The organism is Pseudomonas paraeruginosa (assembly GCF_003025345.2).
GTDB lineage: Bacteria > Pseudomonadota > Gammaproteobacteria > Pseudomonadales > Pseudomonadaceae > Pseudomonas > Pseudomonas paraeruginosa.
Window position 1 is genome coordinate 4,081,771 of record NZ_CP020560.1, and the last position, 18,507, is coordinate 4,100,277.

Below are 18,507 nucleotides of genomic sequence, written 5' to 3' on the forward strand. Positions count from 1 at the left end.
CCGGCCGGGCGGCCGGCGCGGCGAACGCGGCTCAGCCCTCGCCGACGAACAGATAGCCCTTGCTGCGCACGGTCTTGATCAGCCGCGGATGCATCGGGTCGTCGCCGATCTTCGGGCGGATCCGCGAGATGCGCACGTCGATGGAGCGGTCCTGGCCGTCGTACTCGATGCCGCGCAGGGCGTTGAAGATCTCCTCGCGGGAGAGGATGCGCCCGGCGTTGGCCGCCAGCAGCCAGAGCAGGTCGAACTCGGCGCTGGTCAGCTCGATGGTGGCCTCGTCCAGCCAGGCCTCGCGCATCGCGTTGTCGATCACCAGGCGGCCGAACGCCAGGCGCTTGCTGTCCAAGGGCGGCGCGCCCGTTTCCGGGGCCTCGCTGCGCCGCAACAGGGCGCGGATACGCGCCAGCAGCACGCGCGGGCGCACCGGCTTGCACACGTAGTCGTCGGCGCCCATCTCCAGGCCGAGCACCTCGTCCATGTCGTCGGTGCGCGCGGTGAGCATCAGGATCGGGCCGTCGAACTGCGGGCGCACCTGGCGGCAGATGGACAGCCCGTCCTCGCCCGGCAGCATCAGGTCGAGCACCACCAGGTCCGGGCGCTCGGCGAGGATGCGCGCCGCGGCCAGCGCGCCGTTGGCCTCGATGTCGACCTTCAGGCCGTTGCCTTCCAGGTATTCCCGGGTCAGCTCGGCCAGGCGTCGATCGTCCTCGACGATCAGGATGCGCCAGGCTTCTTGCTCCACACAGCCTCCTTCGTATCGCGGTCCCGGGGCCGCCGTGCGGCCCTCTCGGAGCGGCCCGCATTGTAGCCAATACGGACGCCGCGCGGCAGCGGGCGCGGAACATCTTGCAAACACTACATATTGTGGGTAGGGTGCGCGCCCCGAAAGGTTGGGGAACAGGTCTGCGACGGTGCTTTCCGAGGGCGACGAATGGCATTCTCCAGCGCTGCCGCGGCCTACGGACGATTCCTAGGAATCACGCACAGAAGACCCACACTTTATCCACAGGTTTCCCCCAGACTGTCACCTTGCAAACACCCCATTAGCGCATTATCTTGTATCCCCATCGGCGCCACCCCCTATATCTTGGGTTTCGAGCGAACGAACGGCTACAACGGAACCAACCGCGCACGGACCACTCAGATGGCTCCGGCGGCTCCGAAAAAAGCCATTTCCAGACGTATTGAAAGCATCGGCGGTGCTCACCGCGGGGAGCCCTTCATGGCGTTGGAAAAGCGGTACGGGTGTTGCAACGGACACTGTAAACAGACAGTCAACACCACTAGGTATTGTGTTCGCCGGCAAAACGCCACGAACCCGCCAGGGCCAGGGAGGCACTCACAGTCCCCACCCTCAGCATTCGAATGAAGCAGCCGCCGCGAGGCCGGCTGCCCGGCTCTTTATCGATTCAAGGGAATGGGCGCCCCGGCGCCCGCTAGCAAAACCATTACGAGAACGTGGAGATACCCACCCATGCATACCGACACCACACGCGAGAACCCGCAGGCCAACGCGCCGCAGGCCGCCGATTCGTCGCAGGATCTGGCCGCCACCGCGCCGGGCCAGCTGCGCGTGATCAAGCGCAACGGCACCGTAGTCCCCTACACCGATGACAAGATCACCGTGGCCATCACCAAGGCGTTCCTCGCCGTGGAAGGCGGCACCGCCGCCGCCTCGTCGCGTATCCATGACACCGTGCGCCGCCTGACCGAGCAGGTCACCGCCACCTTCAAGCGCCGCATGCCGTCCGGTGGCACCATCCACATCGAAGAGATCCAGGACCAGGTCGAACTGGCCCTGATGCGCGCCGGCGAGCAGAAGGTCGCCCGCGACTACGTGATCTACCGCGAAGCCCGCGCCGCCGAGCGCAAGAACGCCGGCGCCGCCAGCGACGTCGCCCAGCCGCACCCGAGCATCCGCATCACCCGCGCCGACGGCAGCCTGTCGCCGCTGGACATGGGCCGCCTGAACACCATCATCAGCGAAGCCTGCGAAGGCCTGGCCGAGGTGGACGGCGCGCTGATCGAGCGCGAGACCCTGAAGAACCTCTACGACGGCGTCGCCGAGAAGGACGTCAACACCGCCCTGGTGATGACCGCGCGCACCCTGGTCGAGCGCGAGCCGAACTACTCCTACGTCACCGCCCGCCTGCTGATGGACACCCTGCGCGCCGAAGCCCTGGGCTTCCTCGGCGTGGCCGAGAGCGCCACCCATCACGAAATGGCCGAGCTGTACGCCAAGGCCCTGCCGGCCTACATCGAGAAAGGCGCCGAGTTCGAGCTGGTCGATGCCAAGCTGAAGGAATTCGACCTGGAGAAACTGGGCAAGGCCATCGATCACGAGCGCGACCAGCAGTTCACCTACCTCGGCCTGCAGACCCTGTACGACCGCTACTTCATCCACAAGGACGGCATCCGCTTCGAACTGCCGCAGATCTTCTTCATGCGCGTGGCCATGGGCCTGGCCATCGAGGAGGAGGACCGCGAGGCACGCGCCATCGAGTTCTACAACCTGCTGTCGTCCTTCGACTACATGAGCTCCACCCCCACCCTGTTCAACGCCGGCACCCTGCGTCCGCAGCTCTCCAGCTGCTACCTGACCACCGTGCCGGACGACCTGTCGGGCATCTACGGCGCCATCCACGACAACGCCATGCTGTCGAAATTCGCCGGCGGCCTGGGCAACGACTGGACCCCGGTGCGCGCGCTGGGCTCCTACATCAAGGGCACCAACGGCAAGTCCCAGGGCGTCGTGCCCTTCCTGAAAGTGGTCAACGACACCGCGGTCGCGGTCAACCAGGGCGGCAAGCGCAAGGGCGCGGTCTGCGCCTACCTGGAGACCTGGCACCTGGACATCGAGGAATTCCTCGAGCTGCGCAAGAACACCGGTGACGACCGTCGTCGTACCCACGACATGAACACCGCCAACTGGATCCCCGACCTGTTCATGAAGCGCGTCTTCGACGACGGCTCCTGGACCCTCTTCTCGCCGTCCGACGTCCCCGACCTGCACGACCTCTACGGCAAGGCCTTCGAGGAGCGCTACGAGTACTACGAGGCCCTGGCCAGCTACGGCAAGCTGAAGCTGCACAAGGTCGTCCAGGCCAAGGACCTGTGGCGCAAGATGCTCTCCATGCTGTTCGAGACCGGCCACCCGTGGCTGACCTTCAAGGACCCGTGCAACCTGCGCAGCCCGCAGCAGCACGTGGGCGTGGTGCACAGCTCGAACCTCTGCACCGAGATCACCCTGAACACCAACAAGGACGAGATCGCCGTCTGCAACCTGGGCTCGATCAACCTGGTCAACCACATCGTCGACGGCAAGCTGGACACCGCCAAGCTGGAGAAGACCGTCAAGACCGCGGTACGCATGCTCGATAACGTCATCGACATCAACTACTACTCGGTCCCGCAGGCGCAGAACTCCAACTTCAAGCACCGTCCGGTAGGCCTGGGCATCATGGGCTTCCAGGACGCCCTGTACCTGCAGCACATCCCCTACGGTTCGGACGCGGCCATCGCCTTCGCCGACCAGTCCATGGAAGCCATCAGCTACTACGCGATCCAGGCGTCCTGCGACCTGGCCGACGAGCGCGGCGCCTACCAGACCTTCCAGGGCTCGCTGTGGTCGCAAGGCATCCTGCCGATCGACTCGGAGAAGAAGCTGATCGAAGAGCGCGGCGCCAAGTACATCGAAGTCGACCTGTCGGAAACCCTCGACTGGGCGCCGCTGCGCGAGCGCGTACAGAAAGGCATCCGCAACTCGAACATCATGGCCATCGCGCCGACCGCGACCATCGCCAACATCACCGGCGTCTCGCAGTCGATCGAGCCGACCTACCAGAACCTGTACGTGAAGTCGAACCTCTCCGGCGAGTTCACCGTGATCAACCCCTACCTGGTGCGCGACCTCAAGGCCCGCGGCCTGTGGGACCCGGTCATGGTCAACGACCTGAAGTACTACGACGGTTCCGTGCAGCAGATCGAGCGCATCCCGCAGGACCTCAAGGACCTCTACGCCACCGCGTTCGAAGTCGAGACCCGCTGGATCGTCGAAGCCGCCAGCCGTCGCCAGAAGTGGATCGACCAGGCCCAGTCGCTGAACCTGTACATCGCCGGCGCCTCGGGCAAGAAGCTCGACGTGACCTACCGCATGGCCTGGTTCCGCGGCCTGAAGACCACCTACTACCTCCGTGCCCTGGCCGCCACCAGCACCGAGAAGTCCACCATCAACACCGGCAAGCTCAACGCCGTGTCGGCCGGTGGCAACGACGGCCTGCAAGCCGCCCCGGCCGCCGAGCCGAAGCCGGCGCCGGTACCGCAGGCGTGCAGCATCGACAACCCCGACTGCGAAGCCTGCCAGTGATCGCGCGTCGCTGAACGACGTCCGTGTCGCGGCCGGGCAAGCCGGACTCCTCGCGTGGGTCCGGCCTGCCCGGCGCCTGACGGTCGCTCGTCCAGCGCCACGCTGGCAGCGCAAGGCCTCTCGCCAGGGCCAGGAACAATCCCCTTCTTCCCTCCGGGGGAGAAGAACGGCCCGGCCAGACCGTGCCGGACCACCGCTTTCGCGTGCACCTCACGCCCCATATCCAGGCCGCCGAGACGGCCGCCAGACCAGGAGAGAGCAAGATGCTGAGCTGGGACGAATTCGACAAAGAAGACCCGACCGAAGCCAAGGCCGCGCCCGCCGCCGCCCAGGCCGTTGCCCAGGGCCATGACAAGCTGGACGACGAAGCCGCCGGCTCGGTGGAAGAAGCGCGCGCCGTTTCCGCCGACGACTCCGACGCCGTCGCCCGCGCCAAGAAGGCCCTGAACGACCTCGACATCCAGGAAGGCCTGGACGACCTCGAAGGCTCCGCCGCGCGCGTGCAGGTCGGCGACAAGCAGATGATCAACGCCCGCGCCGACCTCAACCAGCTCGTCCCCTTCAAGTACGACTGGGCCTGGCAGAAGTATCTGGATGGTTGCGCCAACCACTGGATGCCGCAGGAAGTCAACATGAACGCCGACATCGCCCTGTGGAAGAGCAAGGACGGCCTCAGCGAGGACGAGCGGCGCATCGTCATGCGCAACCTCGGCTTCTTCTCCACCGCCGACTCGCTGGTCGCCAACAACCTGGTGCTGGCCGTGTACCGCCTGATCACCAACCCCGAGTGCCGCCAGTACATCCTGCGCCAGGCCTTCGAAGAGGCGATCCACACCCACGCCTACCAGTACTGCATCGAGTCGCTGGGCATGGACGAGGGCGAGATCTTCAACATGTACCATGAGATCCCCAGCGTGGCGAAGAAGGCCTCGTGGGGCCTGAAGTACACCCGCTCGATCTCCGACCCGATGTTCCAGACCGGCACCCCGGAAACCGACCGCCAGTTCCTGCGCAACCTGATCGCCTACTACTGCGTGCTGGAAGGCATCTTCTTCTACTGCGGCTTCACCCAGATCCTCTCCATGGGCCGCCGCAACAAGATGACCGGCACCGCCGAGCAGTTCCAGTACATCCTCCGCGACGAGTCGATGCACCTGAACTTCGGCATCGACGTGATCAACCAGATCAAGATCGAGAACCCGCACCTGTGGGACGCCCAGATGAAGGACGAGGCGACCCAGATGATCCTCCAGGGCACCCAGCTGGAGATCGAATACGCGCGCGATACCATGCCGCGCGGGGTGCTGGGCATGAACGCGGCGATGATGGAGGACTACCTGAAGTTCATCGCCAACCGGCGCCTGACCCAGATCGGCCTGAAGGAAGAGTATCCGGGGACCACCAACCCGTTCCCGTGGATGTCGGAGATCATGGACCTGAAGAAGGAGAAGAACTTCTTCGAGACGCGGGTTATCGAGTACCAGACGGGCGGAGCACTGAGCTGGGATTGAGATTCTCGATTTAGGTCAAGACCGTTAGACGCTGTTGCCGGAAAGGGATTTTTGGGGCAGTGGTAGAGAAAAGAGCCCCGCCTTGTGCGGGGCTCTTCATTAAAGAGAAAAACATGCCCAACCATTCACTCAATCTGAAACCTTCGTAGGGCGAATAACGCGCAGCGTTATCCGCCACCTGGCCAAGGTACGCTCCGAAATCCCTCTGGATACACGGATGATCCCCAATGCCAAGCTACCGACGAACCTGGGTCCCTGGCGGCACCTATTTCTTCACCGTCACCCTGCATGACCGCCGCTCTAACCTGCTGACCCGCGAAATCGACCTGCTGCGCCGCGTGGTCGCTCAGACCAGGCACCGGCATCCCTTCCGCATCGATGCCTGGGTCGTGCTGCCGGAACACATGCATTGCCTCTGGACCCTGCCGCCCCACGATGCCGATTTCGCCACCCGCTGGAAGGTCATCAAGTCCGGCTTCGCACGGCGCATCCCCTGCCACGAACCACGTACCCTCGCGCAACGGCGGCGAGGACAACGCGCCATCTGGCAACACCGCTACTGGGAACACCTGATTCGCAATGACACGGACTACCGGCGCCATTTCGACTACATCCATCTCAACCCTGTGAAACACGGGCTGGTTACGGCGGTCAAGGACTGGCCCTTCTCCACCTTCCACCGGGCCGTAGCTGAAGGGCTTTATCCCAAGGATTGGGCCGGTGATCCTTCCTTGGAGGTCCGAGCGGCGGAGCGGGTTTGAGTCTGCTGGCGGATAACGGCTGTGCCGTTACTCGCTCTACCCCGGCTACCAAGTCTTTTTCTCGGCCTCGCAGGATGGCCGGCCCCGAGAAAGTAACCAAAGCGCTTGCCCCTGCATTCGACCTCCTACACGACGATTCCGCTCGGCCTCCTGATGGGGCGGACCGGAGCGTCGGATGTTTCTCTGGAAGAGGTAGGGCGAATAACGCGAAGCGTTATCCGCAACTACACAGGATTTTCCTGTAACGCCCGAGCATCGGGGGATTGAAAGAACTTCGTCAAGTCGATGTACAAGCAATGGCTTCAGAGAATCGGCGGATAACTGCTTTGCAGTTATTCGCCCTACCGTTGACCGCTATCGGTGCGCTCCATAATCATTCTTCGGCGCTAAGAACGCATACCACCCAGCGGCAAACCGCTCCCGAAAGTAGCGGTGTATTCCATTGAGGAAATGCGTATGCCATTCGTTTTTCAACCCACCCCATTCATCCCCTCGCGGCACGACACCAACACCACCTCCCCGGAGGTGCGCCATGTCTGACACCCTCCTCCACCCCAGTCGTTTCACCCACCACCATCGGGTCCTGCGCGCCGTGCTGCTGGATGAGGAAGGCTGGTTCGTGCTCTCCGACCTGGTGCGGCTGCTGGGCCGTTACCTGGGCGGTCGGGCGCCGGCGGCGTTGTGTGACGAGGCGCCGTGGCCGCTGGCGACGGCGGAACAGCGCGAGCGCTTGTTCGCCCTCTGCCATGCGCTGGAGCGGCACCTGGATGCCGACCAGTGGCGGCTCGCCTGGCTCCACGACGAACGCCACGGGCCACACCAGGATTGCCTGGTCAGCGAGTCCGGGCTCTACGCCCTGCTCTGGCTCGCCGTACCCGGCGCGGCGCGAGGCTTGCGTCGTTGGGTCAGCGGCTCGGTGCTGCCACGCCTGCGCAGCCAGACCCGCCACAAAGCCACGCCCCAGCGCGCCGTGCTGCGCTGGAAAACCGCCGAGATCGACACCCTGCACTGGCAAGGCAAGACCTGGATCCCCCTCTCCGACTGTCCGCACCTCCTCGACAGCCCACGCCCGCTGATCCGGGCCTGATCCCGCCACATACCCTGAAAGGAGTCAGGGCTTGAGCAATGGCGGACGCCACTCGTTCATGCAAGTCGACGCTCGTCGCCGGATAGAGCGGCGGTTTCAGCCAGACGTTTTTCCTTGATAGATCTCCTGGGCTGGCAGCACCCGCCCACCTCAGCCATGATTCCCTCTCAGCCCCAGCGGAACCCCGACATGGACGCCAAAGCCCTGCTCCTCGGCAGCCTCTGCCTGGCCGCCCCATTCGCCGACGCGGCGACGCTCGACAATGCCCTCTCCGCCTGCCTCGCCGCCCGGCTCGGTGCGCCGCACACGGCGGAGGGCCAGTTGCACCTGCCACTCACCCTGGAGGCCCGGCGTTCCACCGGCGAATGCGGCTGTACCTCGGCGCTGGTGCGTTATCGGCTGCTGGCCACGCAGGCCAATGCGCAGGCGCTGGTCCTTCAGGAAGGCCTGCTCGACGGTCGCCACGAAGGCGTCCGCACGCTGATGCTGGCGGCGGATACGCGACTGGCGACTGACAGGACGCTCGCGGTGCGTCTCGGCTGCGCCAGCGCCGATTGACTGTCCACCGATCCAGCGACGGCCGGCGCGGCGCCTCCACCTGTTTTGCAAACGGCGCTTCACCGCTCTGAAACCGGCACACCGGCGACAATCTCGGATCTGCGGCCAATGCTCGCCTTCCGCGCCTGCTTCCGCGATGAAAGCCCGCCTTGCATCCAGCCAGGCGGGTCTTCGGCCTATCCATCGAAAATCTGGTCTATTCCAAATCCCTGAAATTTCTCAATAAATGCCTTGCATCCCTCCTCCCGGTGCGAGGCTTTTGCATTAATCCAGGGCATTCCCTCGCAAAATTCGAATCCTTTTGCACTATTTTTGGTCTATACCAATAAAAATCACGGTGCTAGATTGGCCTCCGTTCACCGATCCGCCTGATCGGATCGCCGGGCAAGCCCCGCCATTACTGATCAACACCCCATGGCTATCTCGGTATGGCCGAGAAGGAGCGTGTCACCAGCCCCCAACCTTGCGTGAAAAAAGTCATGGTCAAAGGCATCTGGCCTAGACCATGCATCCGGACAGCTTTGCAGCAGCACAACAAGAACAAACCTCCCCGCACTGTCTAGACCCATAGGGACCCACATGAACAACCACAACGGTACCCTGCACCGTGGCTGGCAATCGCTCCAGCGCTGGCGCATCCAGATCTTCGTCATCACCTGGCTGGCCTACGCCGCCTTCTACTTCACCCGCAAGGCCTTCTCGGTGGCCAAGCTCGGCATCGCCGAAGACCCCTCCTTCGAACTCGACAAGAGCGCCATGGCCGATCTCGATGCCCTCTACCTGGCCGCCTACGCCGTGGGCCAGTTCATGTGGGGGGTGTTCGCCGACCGCTTCGGCACCCGCGTGGTGGTGCTCGGCGGTTTGCTCACCTCGGCGCTGGCGGCGCTGGCGATGGGTACCTTCGCCACCCTGCCGATCTTCGCCGCCTGCATGGTGGTCCAGGGCCTGGCGCAGTCCACCGGCTGGTCGGGGCTGTGCAAGAACATCGGCGCCTTCTTCGCCACCTACGAGCGCGGCCGCGTGCTCGGCCTGTGGAGTACCTGCTACGCCTTCGGCGGGCTGGTGGCGACGCCCTTCGCCGGCTGGTGCGCCTACCAGCTGACGCACGACTGGCGCATGGCCTTCCTGTCCTCGGCGGGAGTGGTGCTGGCGGTGGCCGTGCTGTTCTTCTTCCTCCAGCGCAACCGTCCGCAGGACGTCGGCCTGCCGCCCGTGGAGGCCGAGGCCGCGCACCCCGCCAACGCGCCCCGGCCAAGCCATTCCGGCGCCCTGCTGAAGGCGCTGAGGAATCCCCACGTGCTGGTCCTCGGCATCGCCTACTTCCTGCTCAAGCCGGCGCGCTACGCGATCCTGCTCTGGGGCCCGGTGATCATCTACGAACGCATGCCGGAGATCGGCAAGGTCGCCTCGGCCATCGTGCCCTCGGCCTTCGAGGTCGCCGGGCTGGCCGGGCCGATCCTCATCGGCCTGGCCTCGGACAAGCTGTTCGGCGCCCGCCGCATGCCGGCCTGCGTGCTCAGCCTGGCGGCGCTGACCGTGTGCCTGGCGCTGTTCGTGCCGGCGATGCAGAGCGGCAGCCTGTACCTGGTGGTCGGCCTGCTGTTCATGATGGGCATCACCCTCTACGGGCCGGACTCGATGATCAGCGGCGCCGCCGCCATCGACTTCGGCACCAGCGAGGCGGCCGGCACCGCCACCGGCTTCGTCAACGGCTGCGGCTCGATCGGGGCGATCCTCGGCGGCCTGCTGCCGGGCTACTTCGATACCCTCACGGTGTTCTTCGTGTTCACCGCCACCGCGCTGCTCGCCAGCCTGCTGCTGGTGCCGTTCTGGAACAGCCGGCCGGGCGCGCGCCAGGCCGAGCCGGCGGCGAGCATCGCCGGCGCGCCGCTGCTGGCGGCCGGCAAGGCGCGTTGAAGCTTTCCCCACTCACCCGCCCGGCCGCCAGGCGCGCCGGGCCAACCATCAGCGAACAAGGAACTGCCTATGCCACTCGCTCTCTTCGACCTCGACGACACCCTGATCGACGGTGACTGCGCGACCCTCTGGGGGCGCTACATGACCGAACTGGGCTGGGTCGAGAAGACCGCGTTCCTGCACCAGGAACGCCGCCTCATGGAACTCTACGCCGAGGGTCGGCTGGCCATGGAGGACTACATGGACTTCAGCCTGGCGCCCATCGCCGGACGTACCCCGGCGGAGATCGCCAGCGCCGTCGAGGATTTCGTCGCGCGGATCATCGCGCCGCGCATCCACGCCGACGCCGTGCGCTGTCTGGAACGCCACCGCCAGGCTGGCGACCGCCTGCTGATCATCTCCGCCTCGGCGCACTTCCTGGTCAGCGCCATCGGCCGCCGGCTGGGGGTGGACGAGGTGCTGGCGATCGACATCGAGGAGCGCGACGGTCTCTACACCGGGCGCACCCGCGGCACCCTCACCTACCGCGAGGGCAAGGTCCGGCGCCTCGACGCCTGGCTGGCCCAGGAGGACGAGACGCTGGCCGGCGCGACCTTCTATTCCGACTCGCGCAACGACCTGCCGCTGCTCTCGCGGGTCGACCGGCCGCACACGGTGAACCCCGACCCGGCGCTGCTCGGCCACGCCCGCGAGGCCGGCTGGCCGGTGCTGGAGTGGCGCTGAGAAGGCGCGCCGCGCTATACCGCCGGCGGCCCGGAAGCATTACCCTGTAGCCCCCGAAGCCCCAGCGGAGAAGCGCCGATATGCGCGACGAGCCGTCCCGCCCCCTGACGGTGATCTACCAGTCCCTGCGCGAGCAGATCGAGCGCGGCCTGCTCGCGCGCGGCAGCAAGCTGCCCAGCGAGCGGCAACTGAGCGAATTGTTCTCGACCACCCGCATCACCCTGCGCGAGGCCCTCGGCCAATTGGAGGACCAGGGCCTGATCTACCGCGAGGAACGCCGTGGCTGGTTCGTCTCGCCGCAACGGTTGCTGTACAACCCGCTGGTGCGCAGCCACTTCCACGCGATGGTCGCCGACCAGGGCCGGGTGCCGGAGACCGAGGTGCTCGGCGCGGCGATGATCCCGGCCAGCGTCGACATCTGCCAGCGCCTGGAGCTGCCGGCGCTGTCGCGGGTATTCCAGATCCGCCGGGCGCGGCGGGTCGACGGGCGGCTGGTGCTCTACGTCGAGCACTACCTGAATCCCGCCTACTTTCCCGGCATCGAGCGCTTCGACCTGACCCGCTCGCTGACCGATCTCTACGCCAACCACTACGGCATCCGCTACGGCCGGGTGCGCTTCGAGATGCTCCCGACCATCCTCCCGGCGGAGGCCGCCGGGCCGCTGCGGGTCTCGGTGGGCAGCCCGGCGCTGCGGATCGTGCGGGTCAACCGCGACCAGTCGGGACGCCTGATCGACTGCGACCTGGAGTACTGGCGCCACGACGCGCTGCAGGTCAACGTCGAGGTGCCCGAGTAGCGCCTACCGCCCTCCCCACGGTTGGCCGGAACGCGTCGCGCCGGCGCCGAGGATTGCGACGGACCGCGGCGACCTGCTAAAAGCGGGTGGTCATTCGAAAACGCGATATCGCCATGAGCGACAGTGAAAAACCGAATAGCCGCCTGTTCGACCTCGACCTGCTCCGCGCCATCGTCACGGTGGCCGACTGCGGCAGCTTCACCACCGCCGCCGCGCGCCTGCACTCGACCCAGTCGACCGTCAGCCAGAAGGTCCGGCGCCTGGAAGAACTGGCCGGGCACCGCCTGCTCGAACGCGGCAACCGCGACGTGCTGCCGACCGATGCCGGCGATACCTTGCTCGGCTACGCCCGCCGCCTGCTGGCGCTGAACGACGAGCTGGCCGAGGCGCTGTCCGGCGCCACCGTGGCGCTGACGGTACGCATCGGCGTACCGGACGACTTCGCCGCCGGCCGCACCACCGAGCAACTGGCGGCGTTCAACCGGCGCTACCCGCAGGTCAAGCTGGAGGTCACCAGCGGCATGAGCCGCGACCTCAGCGCCAGCTACGACCGCGGCGAACTCGACCTGGTACTGCTCAAGCAGCGCCGCGCCAGCCGCGAGGCGCTGGCCTGCTGGCCGGAAAAGACGCGCTGGGTGGACAGCGCCAGGAACCCCTGCATCGACCTCGATCCGCTGCCGATCGTCACCTTCCCACCGCGCGGGGTCTATCGCGACGAGATGATCGCCGCGCTGGAGGCAGTCGGCCGGCGCTGGCACATCAGCTTCACCAGTTCCAGCCTCAGCGGCCTGCAATCGGCCATCGCCGATGGCATGGGCATCGGCCTGCTGCCGCTGCGCGCGGTGAGCGCAGGCCATGCGGTGCTGCCGAAGAACGCCGGGCTACCGGCGGTGGACGTGTTCGAAGTGGCGCTGCTGCACCGGCCGGCGGCGGACCCGATGGTGAAGGCGCTGGCACGCGTGCTATCGCGGGTGCTGGCGGAAGATACGCGTGGCCGGCCCGCATTCGATAAATGAATACGGTAGATTCCAACATTTAATTTGTGCATGCGAGGGGCGCTGGATATCGTTGCCGTCAGCAACGGCTCGTGCCCAGCCCGCTTCATCCGGCGGCGCGCGTCGGCAGCAAGACAACAACGAGGAAACGCTCCATGTCCAAGTCCAGCTACTACGCGCCGCACGGCGGGCACCCGGCACAGACCGAGCTGCTCACCGACCGGGCGATGTTCACCGAAGCCTACGCCGTGATTCCCAAGGGCGTGATGCGCGATATCGTCACCAGCCACCTGCCCTTCTGGGACAACATGCGCATGTGGGTGATCGCCCGCCCGCTGTCCGGCTTCGCCGAGACCTTCTCGCAGTACATCGTCGAACTGGCGCCCAACGGCGGCAGCGACAAGCCGGAACAGGATCCCAACGCCGAGGCCGTGCTGTTCGTGGTGGAAGGCGAGCTGAGCCTGACCCTGCAGGGCCAGGTCCATGCCATGCAGCCGGGCGGCTACGCCTTCATCCCGCCGGGCGCCGACTACAAGGTGCGCAACACCACCGGCCAGCACACCCGCTTCCACTGGATCCGCAAGCACTACCAGAAGGTCGACGGCGTACCGCTGCCGGAAGCCTTCGTCACCAACGAGCAGGACATCCAGCCGCTGGTGATGCCGGACACCGAGGGCCGCTGGAGCACCACGCGCTTCGTCGACATGAGCGACATGCGCCACGACATGCACGTCAACATCGTCAACTTCGAGCCGGGCGGCGTGATCCCCTTCGCCGAGACCCATGTGATGGAGCACGGCCTGTACGTGCTGGAAGGCAAGGCGGTGTACCGCCTGAACCAGGACTGGGTAGAGGTGGAAGCCGGCGACTTCATGTGGCTGCGCGCCTTCTGCCCGCAGGCCTGCTATTCCGGCGGCCCGGGTCGCTTCCGCTACCTGTTGTACAAGGACGTCAACCGGCACATGCGCCTGACCCTCAATGCGCCGCATTGAGGAGAACGGCTAGCCCGAACCTGAAGAACCCGGCGAACGCTCGCCGGGTTCTTTCATTTTCGCCGCCCGTCCGGGCCGCGCGGCGTGCCCGCCGCCGACGCCGTTACGGCGCGCCGAACATGGCCGTCCAGTAGATACCCGCGTCGCTCTTCGGATCGGTGGCATAGCCCGCGCCCAGCTCGCGGTAGCCGGGGTTCATCAGGTTGGCGCAATGGCCGGGGCTGGCCAGCCAGCCGTCGACCACCTTGGCCACGCCATCCTGGCCGGCGGCGATGTTTTCGCCGATCAGCCCGCCGCCGTAGCCGGCCAGTTCGGCACGGTCGCCAGGCGTGCGGCCGTCGCGGTCGAGATGGTCGAAGAAGTTGTCGTTGGCCATCGCCCGCGCATGCGCCTCGGCGGCACCGCCGAGGGTGGCGTTCCAGGCCAGCGGCGGCGCCGCGGCGTAGGACTTGCCGCCGCACTGGCGCGCCTGCCCGCGTGCCACGTTGATCCGCTCCATCAGCTTCTGCCCTTCCGCCTGCCAGTCGCCCATGCCGCCGCTGAGCAGCGGCCGCGCCAGGACGATGCGCCAGTCGCGGTCCTGGCGGCTGACGCCGATGTCGACGAATTGCGGGTCGAGCACCACGCGGCAGAAGCTTTCCTCCAGGGCCTTCATCGCCGCGCCGGCGTCGCGCGGGCCGGAGAGGCTGATCGACTGCACGTTGACCATCGGGTAGGACGCCCGCGCCATGGCCTGCTGCAGGTCGCCGGAGGCATTCACCGGCAGCGCCAGGCGCGGGTCGGCGGACAACGGCGGCAACTCGCCGCTGGCCTGTCCGGCACAGCTCTGCGGCTGGCTACGGTAGGCGTTGATCGCCTCGACCAGTTGCGCCTCGTCGGCGGCGCTGGCGGCCGTGGCCAGCGCCAGCCCGAGCGCGAATACGGACAGGGGCGGGATGCTTGGGATTGCCATGGAAATCTCCTCGGTCTGGTGGCCGCCATGATGCGCGATTCCGCGGCGCGCCGCATTCGACCGGAATCCGCCGCCGGCGTTGCAGGCTCAGGCCGGCGCGTCGGTGAACGCCTCCACCAGCCGCTCGATCACCGCGCGGACCCCGGCCTGCCTGCTGGCGCCGGCAGTAGACGGGAAACCCGAGGACCAGCCGTTCAAGGGCTACGAGATCTGCGTGTTCCCCGACGCACTGGACACCGGCGCCAACCTGGAGATCGGCTACATGCCCGGCCCGCTGCCATGGCTGGTGTCGGTAAGCTGGCCGCCGAGCCCCTCCTCGAAGCGGTCTCCCGCTGATCCCCCCAGCGTTCCCCGCCACGCGCGCCGGGGAACGCTCCCGTTCGTCCCGGCGTCATCGAACTTAAACCACCCGCGCGCAGCATCGTCTTCCAGGAAAGGAATCGGCCATCGCCGGGCGCCGGCCGGTGAAAGACGAATCGATGACTGCACAGAAAGAAAACTCTGACAGCACGCCCACTAGCCGCTCCAGCAGCCGGCCGCTACCGTGCGAAGGCTTCGCAAGAACAGCCGAACCAGGGGAGAACCTCATGTCACTGCCGCCGTACCTCCAGCCCGGCGACAAGCTCGTGCTCTACGACGAACACTGCCGTTTCTGCGGCCTCTGGAGCAGCTTCCTGGCACGTCGCGCGGACGCCCGCCTGAAACTGTGCGCCGCCCAGTCCACCGAGGGCCGGGCGATCCTCGAATGGTTCGGCCTGGCACCCGGGCATTTCGACACCTGGCTGTTCATCGATGGCGCCTATGCCTGCGACGACAGCGACGCCCTCCTGGAAGTCCTGCGCCTACTACCGGGGCCCTGGCGCCATCTGCGCTGGCTGCGCCTGCTGCCGGCCTGGCTGCGCGACGAATGTCACGAGGCGCTGCGGCGCAACCGCTGGCACTGGTTCGGCCGCCAGCATCCGGCCCCGCGCCGACGCTCCTGGCGGACCCGCCGGGCCTGACGCCTCGCCGCAGCGGCATGTTCCCTCTGCCACGCACCGCCCGAGCGTGGCTGCCGGGCCCAGGTGAGCACGCGACGGGCGGTTTTCCTTTTCAGGCGCGGCCCAGCCAGTCGCCGCGGATCATTTCCATCAGCTGGCGCAAGCCCGGCTGCGGCTGGCGCCGGCTCGGATAATAGAGGCAGAACGGCGCGCCCATCGAGGTCCATTCCGGCAGTACCAGGCGCAGGCGGTCGCTGCGCAGTTCCTCGGCGATCCCCACCTCCAGGCAATAGGCCAGGCCGACACCATCCAGCGCCGCGGCGACCGCCGCGTTGCTCTCGTTGACGCTGAGCGGGCCGGGCACGTCGACCGCGACCATCCGCTCGCCGTCGCCCAGTTCCCACTTGTAGAACGAGTTGTCGCCCAGGCGCATGCGGATGCAGGCATGCCGCAGCAGGTCGTCCGGCCGCTCGGGCACGCCGTGCCGCGCCAGGTAGTCGGGCGCCGCGGCCACCACCCAGCGCAATTCCCCGGTCAGCGGCACCGCGACCATGTCCTGCGGTACCGTCCCGCCGTAGCGGATCCCGGCATCGTAGCCATCGGCGACGATGTCGACCATGCGGTCCTCCACCGACAGCTCCAGCTGCAGGTCCGGATAGGCCTCGGTGAAGCGCCTCAGCACCGGCCCCACCAGCAGCCGCGAGGCGTCGCGCGGCACGTTCAGGCGCAGCCGGCCCACCGGCGAGGTGCGATAGGCGTCGAGTTCGCCGAGGGCCTCGCCGATCACCTGGAAGCCATCCTCCAGCTTGGCCGCCAGCGCGCTGCCGGCATCGGTCGGCACCACCGAGCGACTGGTGCGGTTGAGCAGTTTCACCCCGAGCCGCGCCTCGAGGTTGCGCATGCTGTGGCTCAGCGCCGAGGTGCTGACCCCCAGTTCCTGGGCCGAATGACGGAAGCTGCGGCGCCGGACGATAGTCATGAAGACATTCAGGTCGGCGAGTTCGGCACGGGTGAAGGCCGGCATTCCGGGGCTCCTGGCAGTTCTCGGGGTCAATGCAGCATTGAGCCACATTCAATCCCGGGTGAGCTAGGGTAATCGTTCCCTGGTGGCCCGTACGGCCGATTCGTCGACTGCCACGCAGGCCACTCGCGCCGGCGCCTTGCCGGCGAGCCTTTCCCGACCAGCAGGAGAACTTCCATGAGCGTTGAAACCATTCGCATCGCGGGCATCGACACGCCGGTCTCGCGCGTCGGCCTGGGCACCTGGGCCATCGGCGGCTGGATGTGGGGCGGCGCGGACGACGCGACCTCGGTGCGGACCATCCGCCGCGCGGTGGAATCCGGCATCAACCTGATCGACACCGCGCCGGTGTATGGCTTCGGCCATTCCGAAGAGGTCGTCGGCAAGGCCCTGCAAGGCCTGCGCGACAGGGCGGTGATCGCCACCAAGGCGGCGCTGCAGTGGAACGACGCGGGCATCCACCGCAACGCCACGGCCGCGCGTATCCGCCAGGAGGTCGAGGACTCCCTGCGGCGCCTGAACACCGACCGCATCGACCTGTACCAGATCCACTGGCCGGACCCGCTGGTGCCCCACGAGGAAACCGCTGGCGAACTGGAGCGCCTGCGCCGCGACGGCAAGATCCTCGCCATCGGCGTGAGCAACTACTCGCCGGAGCAGATGGACGGCTTCCGCCGCTTCGCCCCGCTGGCCAGCGTGCAGCCGCCCTACAACCTGTTCGAGCGCGCCATCGACGCCGACGTGCTGCCCTATGCCGAGCGCCACGGCCTGGTCGTGCTGGCCTACGGCGCGCTATGCCGCGGCCTGCTCTCCGGGCGGATGAGCGCCGATACCCGTTTCGACGGCGACGACCTGCGCAAGTCCGACCCGAAGTTCCGCCAGCCGCGCTTCGGCCAGTACCTGGCGGCGGTCGCGCAACTGGAGGAACTGGCTCGCGAGCGCTATGGCAAGTCGGTGCTGGCCCTGGCCATCCGCTGGATCCTCGACCGCGGCCCGACCGTGGCGCTGTGGGGGGCGCGCAAGCCGGAGCAGTTGAACGGCATCGCCGACGCCTTCGGCTGGCGCCTGGACGACGAGGCCATGGCGCGCATCGAGCGGATCCTCGCCGAGACCATCCACGATCCGGTCGGCCCCGAGTTCATGGCGCCGCCCAGCCGCGAGGCCTGAGCATCCGGCCGGGGTGGCGGCGCCCCGGCCGCTGGCCCGGCACGCTGGCGGAAGGCACAATGGCGGACTTCCACGGACTACCGGAACAGGTTATGGAAAACGTCTACAAGACTCCGCAAGCGCCTCTGGTCGAGGACCGCCCCGCGACCCAGGCGCATTTCTTCGTCACCTCGCTGGGCAAGATGAGCGTGCTTTTCCTCGTCACCCTGGGGTTGTACGCGGTGTATTGGATGTACAAGCACTGGAAGGCCCAGCAGCCGCAGATGGAGCAACGGATCAGCCCGGTGTGGCGGGCGATCTTCGGCATCTTCTTCTTCCACGCCCTGGCGCGGCGGATCCACCGGGCCCTGCCGGGAGAACGGCAGGCGCCGTGGAGCCCGGATCACGACGCGACCTGGGCGGTGCTGCTGACGGTCGCGGCAAACATGATCAGTCACCTCACCGACGTCATCCCGGCGCTGCAGCCCTACTCGCTGCCATCGCTCCTGCTGCTGCTCACGCCGCTGATCCCGATACGCAACATCCAGCGCCAGGCCAACCTCGCCAGCGGCGACCCGCAGGGCGCGCGCAACGCCGGCTATTCGGGCTACAACCTGCTGTTCATCGTCCTCGGCACGCTCTACTGGCTATTGATCCTGGCCGGTTCCGCGGTGATCCTCCTCGGCCTGGACCAGGGCTGA

16 protein-coding genes and 1 pseudogene are annotated in these 18,507 nt (G+C 66.9%); 14 read left to right on the top strand and 3 right to left on the bottom strand.

The features are described from left to right. Positions 1-31 precede the first annotated feature (31 nt). A complete protein-coding gene (locus B7D75_RS19305; protein ID WP_003151962.1) occupies positions 32-742 on the bottom strand; it encodes a winged helix-turn-helix domain-containing protein in 711 nt (236 codons plus the stop codon). Positions 743-1,474: 732 nt separating this feature from the next. Between B7D75_RS19305 and B7D75_RS19310 the strand changes: the two genes are divergently transcribed. The 10 genes from B7D75_RS19310 to B7D75_RS19355 all read left to right on the top strand — a co-directional run bounded on the left by B7D75_RS19310 (position 1,475) and on the right by B7D75_RS19355 (position 13,707). Beyond that, entirely contained in the window at positions 1,475-4,366 is a 2,892-nt protein-coding gene (locus B7D75_RS19310) for a ribonucleoside-diphosphate reductase subunit alpha (RefSeq protein WP_107114334.1), read from the top strand. Between the two features lie 263 nt (positions 4,367-4,629). Further along, positions 4,630-5,877, top strand: coding sequence for a ribonucleotide-diphosphate reductase subunit beta (locus B7D75_RS19315; protein ID WP_003086547.1), 1,248 nt, complete (start codon positions 4,630-4,632; stop codon positions 5,875-5,877). Between the two features lie 227 nt (positions 5,878-6,104). Further along, positions 6,105-6,638: an REP-associated tyrosine transposase gene (locus B7D75_RS19320; RefSeq protein WP_107114335.1), complete on the top strand. Its 534-nt coding sequence runs from the start codon at positions 6,105-6,107 to the stop codon at positions 6,636-6,638. Between the two features lie 532 nt (positions 6,639-7,170). After that, a complete protein-coding gene (locus tag B7D75_RS19325; RefSeq protein ID WP_107114336.1) occupies positions 7,171-7,725 on the top strand; it encodes a BRO-N domain-containing protein in 555 nt (184 codons plus the stop codon). Between the two features lie 189 nt (positions 7,726-7,914). Continuing rightward, a complete protein-coding gene (locus tag B7D75_RS19330; protein WP_003151958.1) occupies positions 7,915-8,283 on the top strand; it encodes a DUF2195 family protein in 369 nt (122 codons plus the stop codon). A gap of 579 nt (positions 8,284-8,862) precedes the next feature. Beyond that, positions 8,863-10,200, top strand: coding sequence for an MFS transporter (locus B7D75_RS19335; RefSeq protein ID WP_107114337.1), 1,338 nt, complete (start codon positions 8,863-8,865; stop codon positions 10,198-10,200). A 69-nt stretch (positions 10,201-10,269) separates the two neighbouring features. Further along, positions 10,270-10,923 (top strand): HAD family hydrolase, encoded by a 654-nt coding sequence (locus tag B7D75_RS19340; protein ID WP_107114338.1) that lies wholly within the window; start codon positions 10,270-10,272, stop codon positions 10,921-10,923. Positions 10,924-11,003: 80 nt separating this feature from the next. Continuing rightward, positions 11,004-11,720, top strand: a complete 717-nt coding sequence (locus tag B7D75_RS19345) for a UTRA domain-containing protein (protein ID WP_003152740.1) — start codon at positions 11,004-11,006, stop codon at positions 11,718-11,720. Positions 11,721-11,833: 113 nt separating this feature from the next. Further along, positions 11,834-12,736, top strand: a complete 903-nt coding sequence (locus B7D75_RS19350) for a LysR substrate-binding domain-containing protein (protein ID WP_053814299.1) — start codon at positions 11,834-11,836, stop codon at positions 12,734-12,736. A gap of 134 nt (positions 12,737-12,870) precedes the next feature. Then, positions 12,871-13,707, top strand: a complete 837-nt coding sequence (locus B7D75_RS19355) for a bifunctional allantoicase/(S)-ureidoglycine aminohydrolase (protein WP_003086528.1) — start codon at positions 12,871-12,873, stop codon at positions 13,705-13,707. 103 nt (positions 13,708-13,810) lie between these two features. Here B7D75_RS19355 and B7D75_RS19360 read toward each other — a convergent pair whose 3' ends face one another. Next, positions 13,811-14,659, bottom strand: a complete 849-nt coding sequence (locus B7D75_RS19360; protein WP_107114339.1) for a CAP domain-containing protein — start codon at positions 14,657-14,659, stop codon at positions 13,811-13,813. Between the two features lie 142 nt (positions 14,660-14,801). Between B7D75_RS19360 and B7D75_RS19365 the strand changes: the two are divergent. Both B7D75_RS19365 and B7D75_RS19370 read left to right on the top strand, forming a co-directional pair. Further along, a pseudogene (locus tag B7D75_RS19365) lies at positions 14,802-14,948 on the top strand (glyoxalase III HchA); the annotation flags it as partial. Positions 14,949-15,246: 298 nt separating this feature from the next. Continuing rightward, complete coding sequence (locus B7D75_RS19370) at positions 15,247-15,660, top strand: thiol-disulfide oxidoreductase DCC family protein (protein WP_034079518.1); 414 nt, start codon at positions 15,247-15,249, stop codon at positions 15,658-15,660. A 91-nt stretch (positions 15,661-15,751) separates the two neighbouring features. Here B7D75_RS19370 and B7D75_RS19375 read toward each other — a convergent pair whose 3' ends face one another. Then, on the bottom strand, positions 15,752-16,663 hold the full coding sequence (locus B7D75_RS19375; RefSeq protein WP_003152736.1) for a LysR family transcriptional regulator: 912 nt from the start codon (positions 16,661-16,663) through the stop codon (positions 15,752-15,754). Positions 16,664-16,837: 174 nt separating this feature from the next. Here B7D75_RS19375 and B7D75_RS19380 point away from each other — a divergent pair, with 174 nt between their 5' ends. Continuing rightward, complete coding sequence (locus tag B7D75_RS19380) at positions 16,838-17,827, top strand: aldo/keto reductase (RefSeq protein WP_012076694.1); 990 nt, start codon at positions 16,838-16,840, stop codon at positions 17,825-17,827. Between the two features lie 92 nt (positions 17,828-17,919). Further along, positions 17,920-18,507: a DUF4234 domain-containing protein gene (locus B7D75_RS19385; RefSeq protein WP_033998764.1), complete on the top strand. Its 588-nt coding sequence runs from the start codon at positions 17,920-17,922 to the stop codon at positions 18,505-18,507.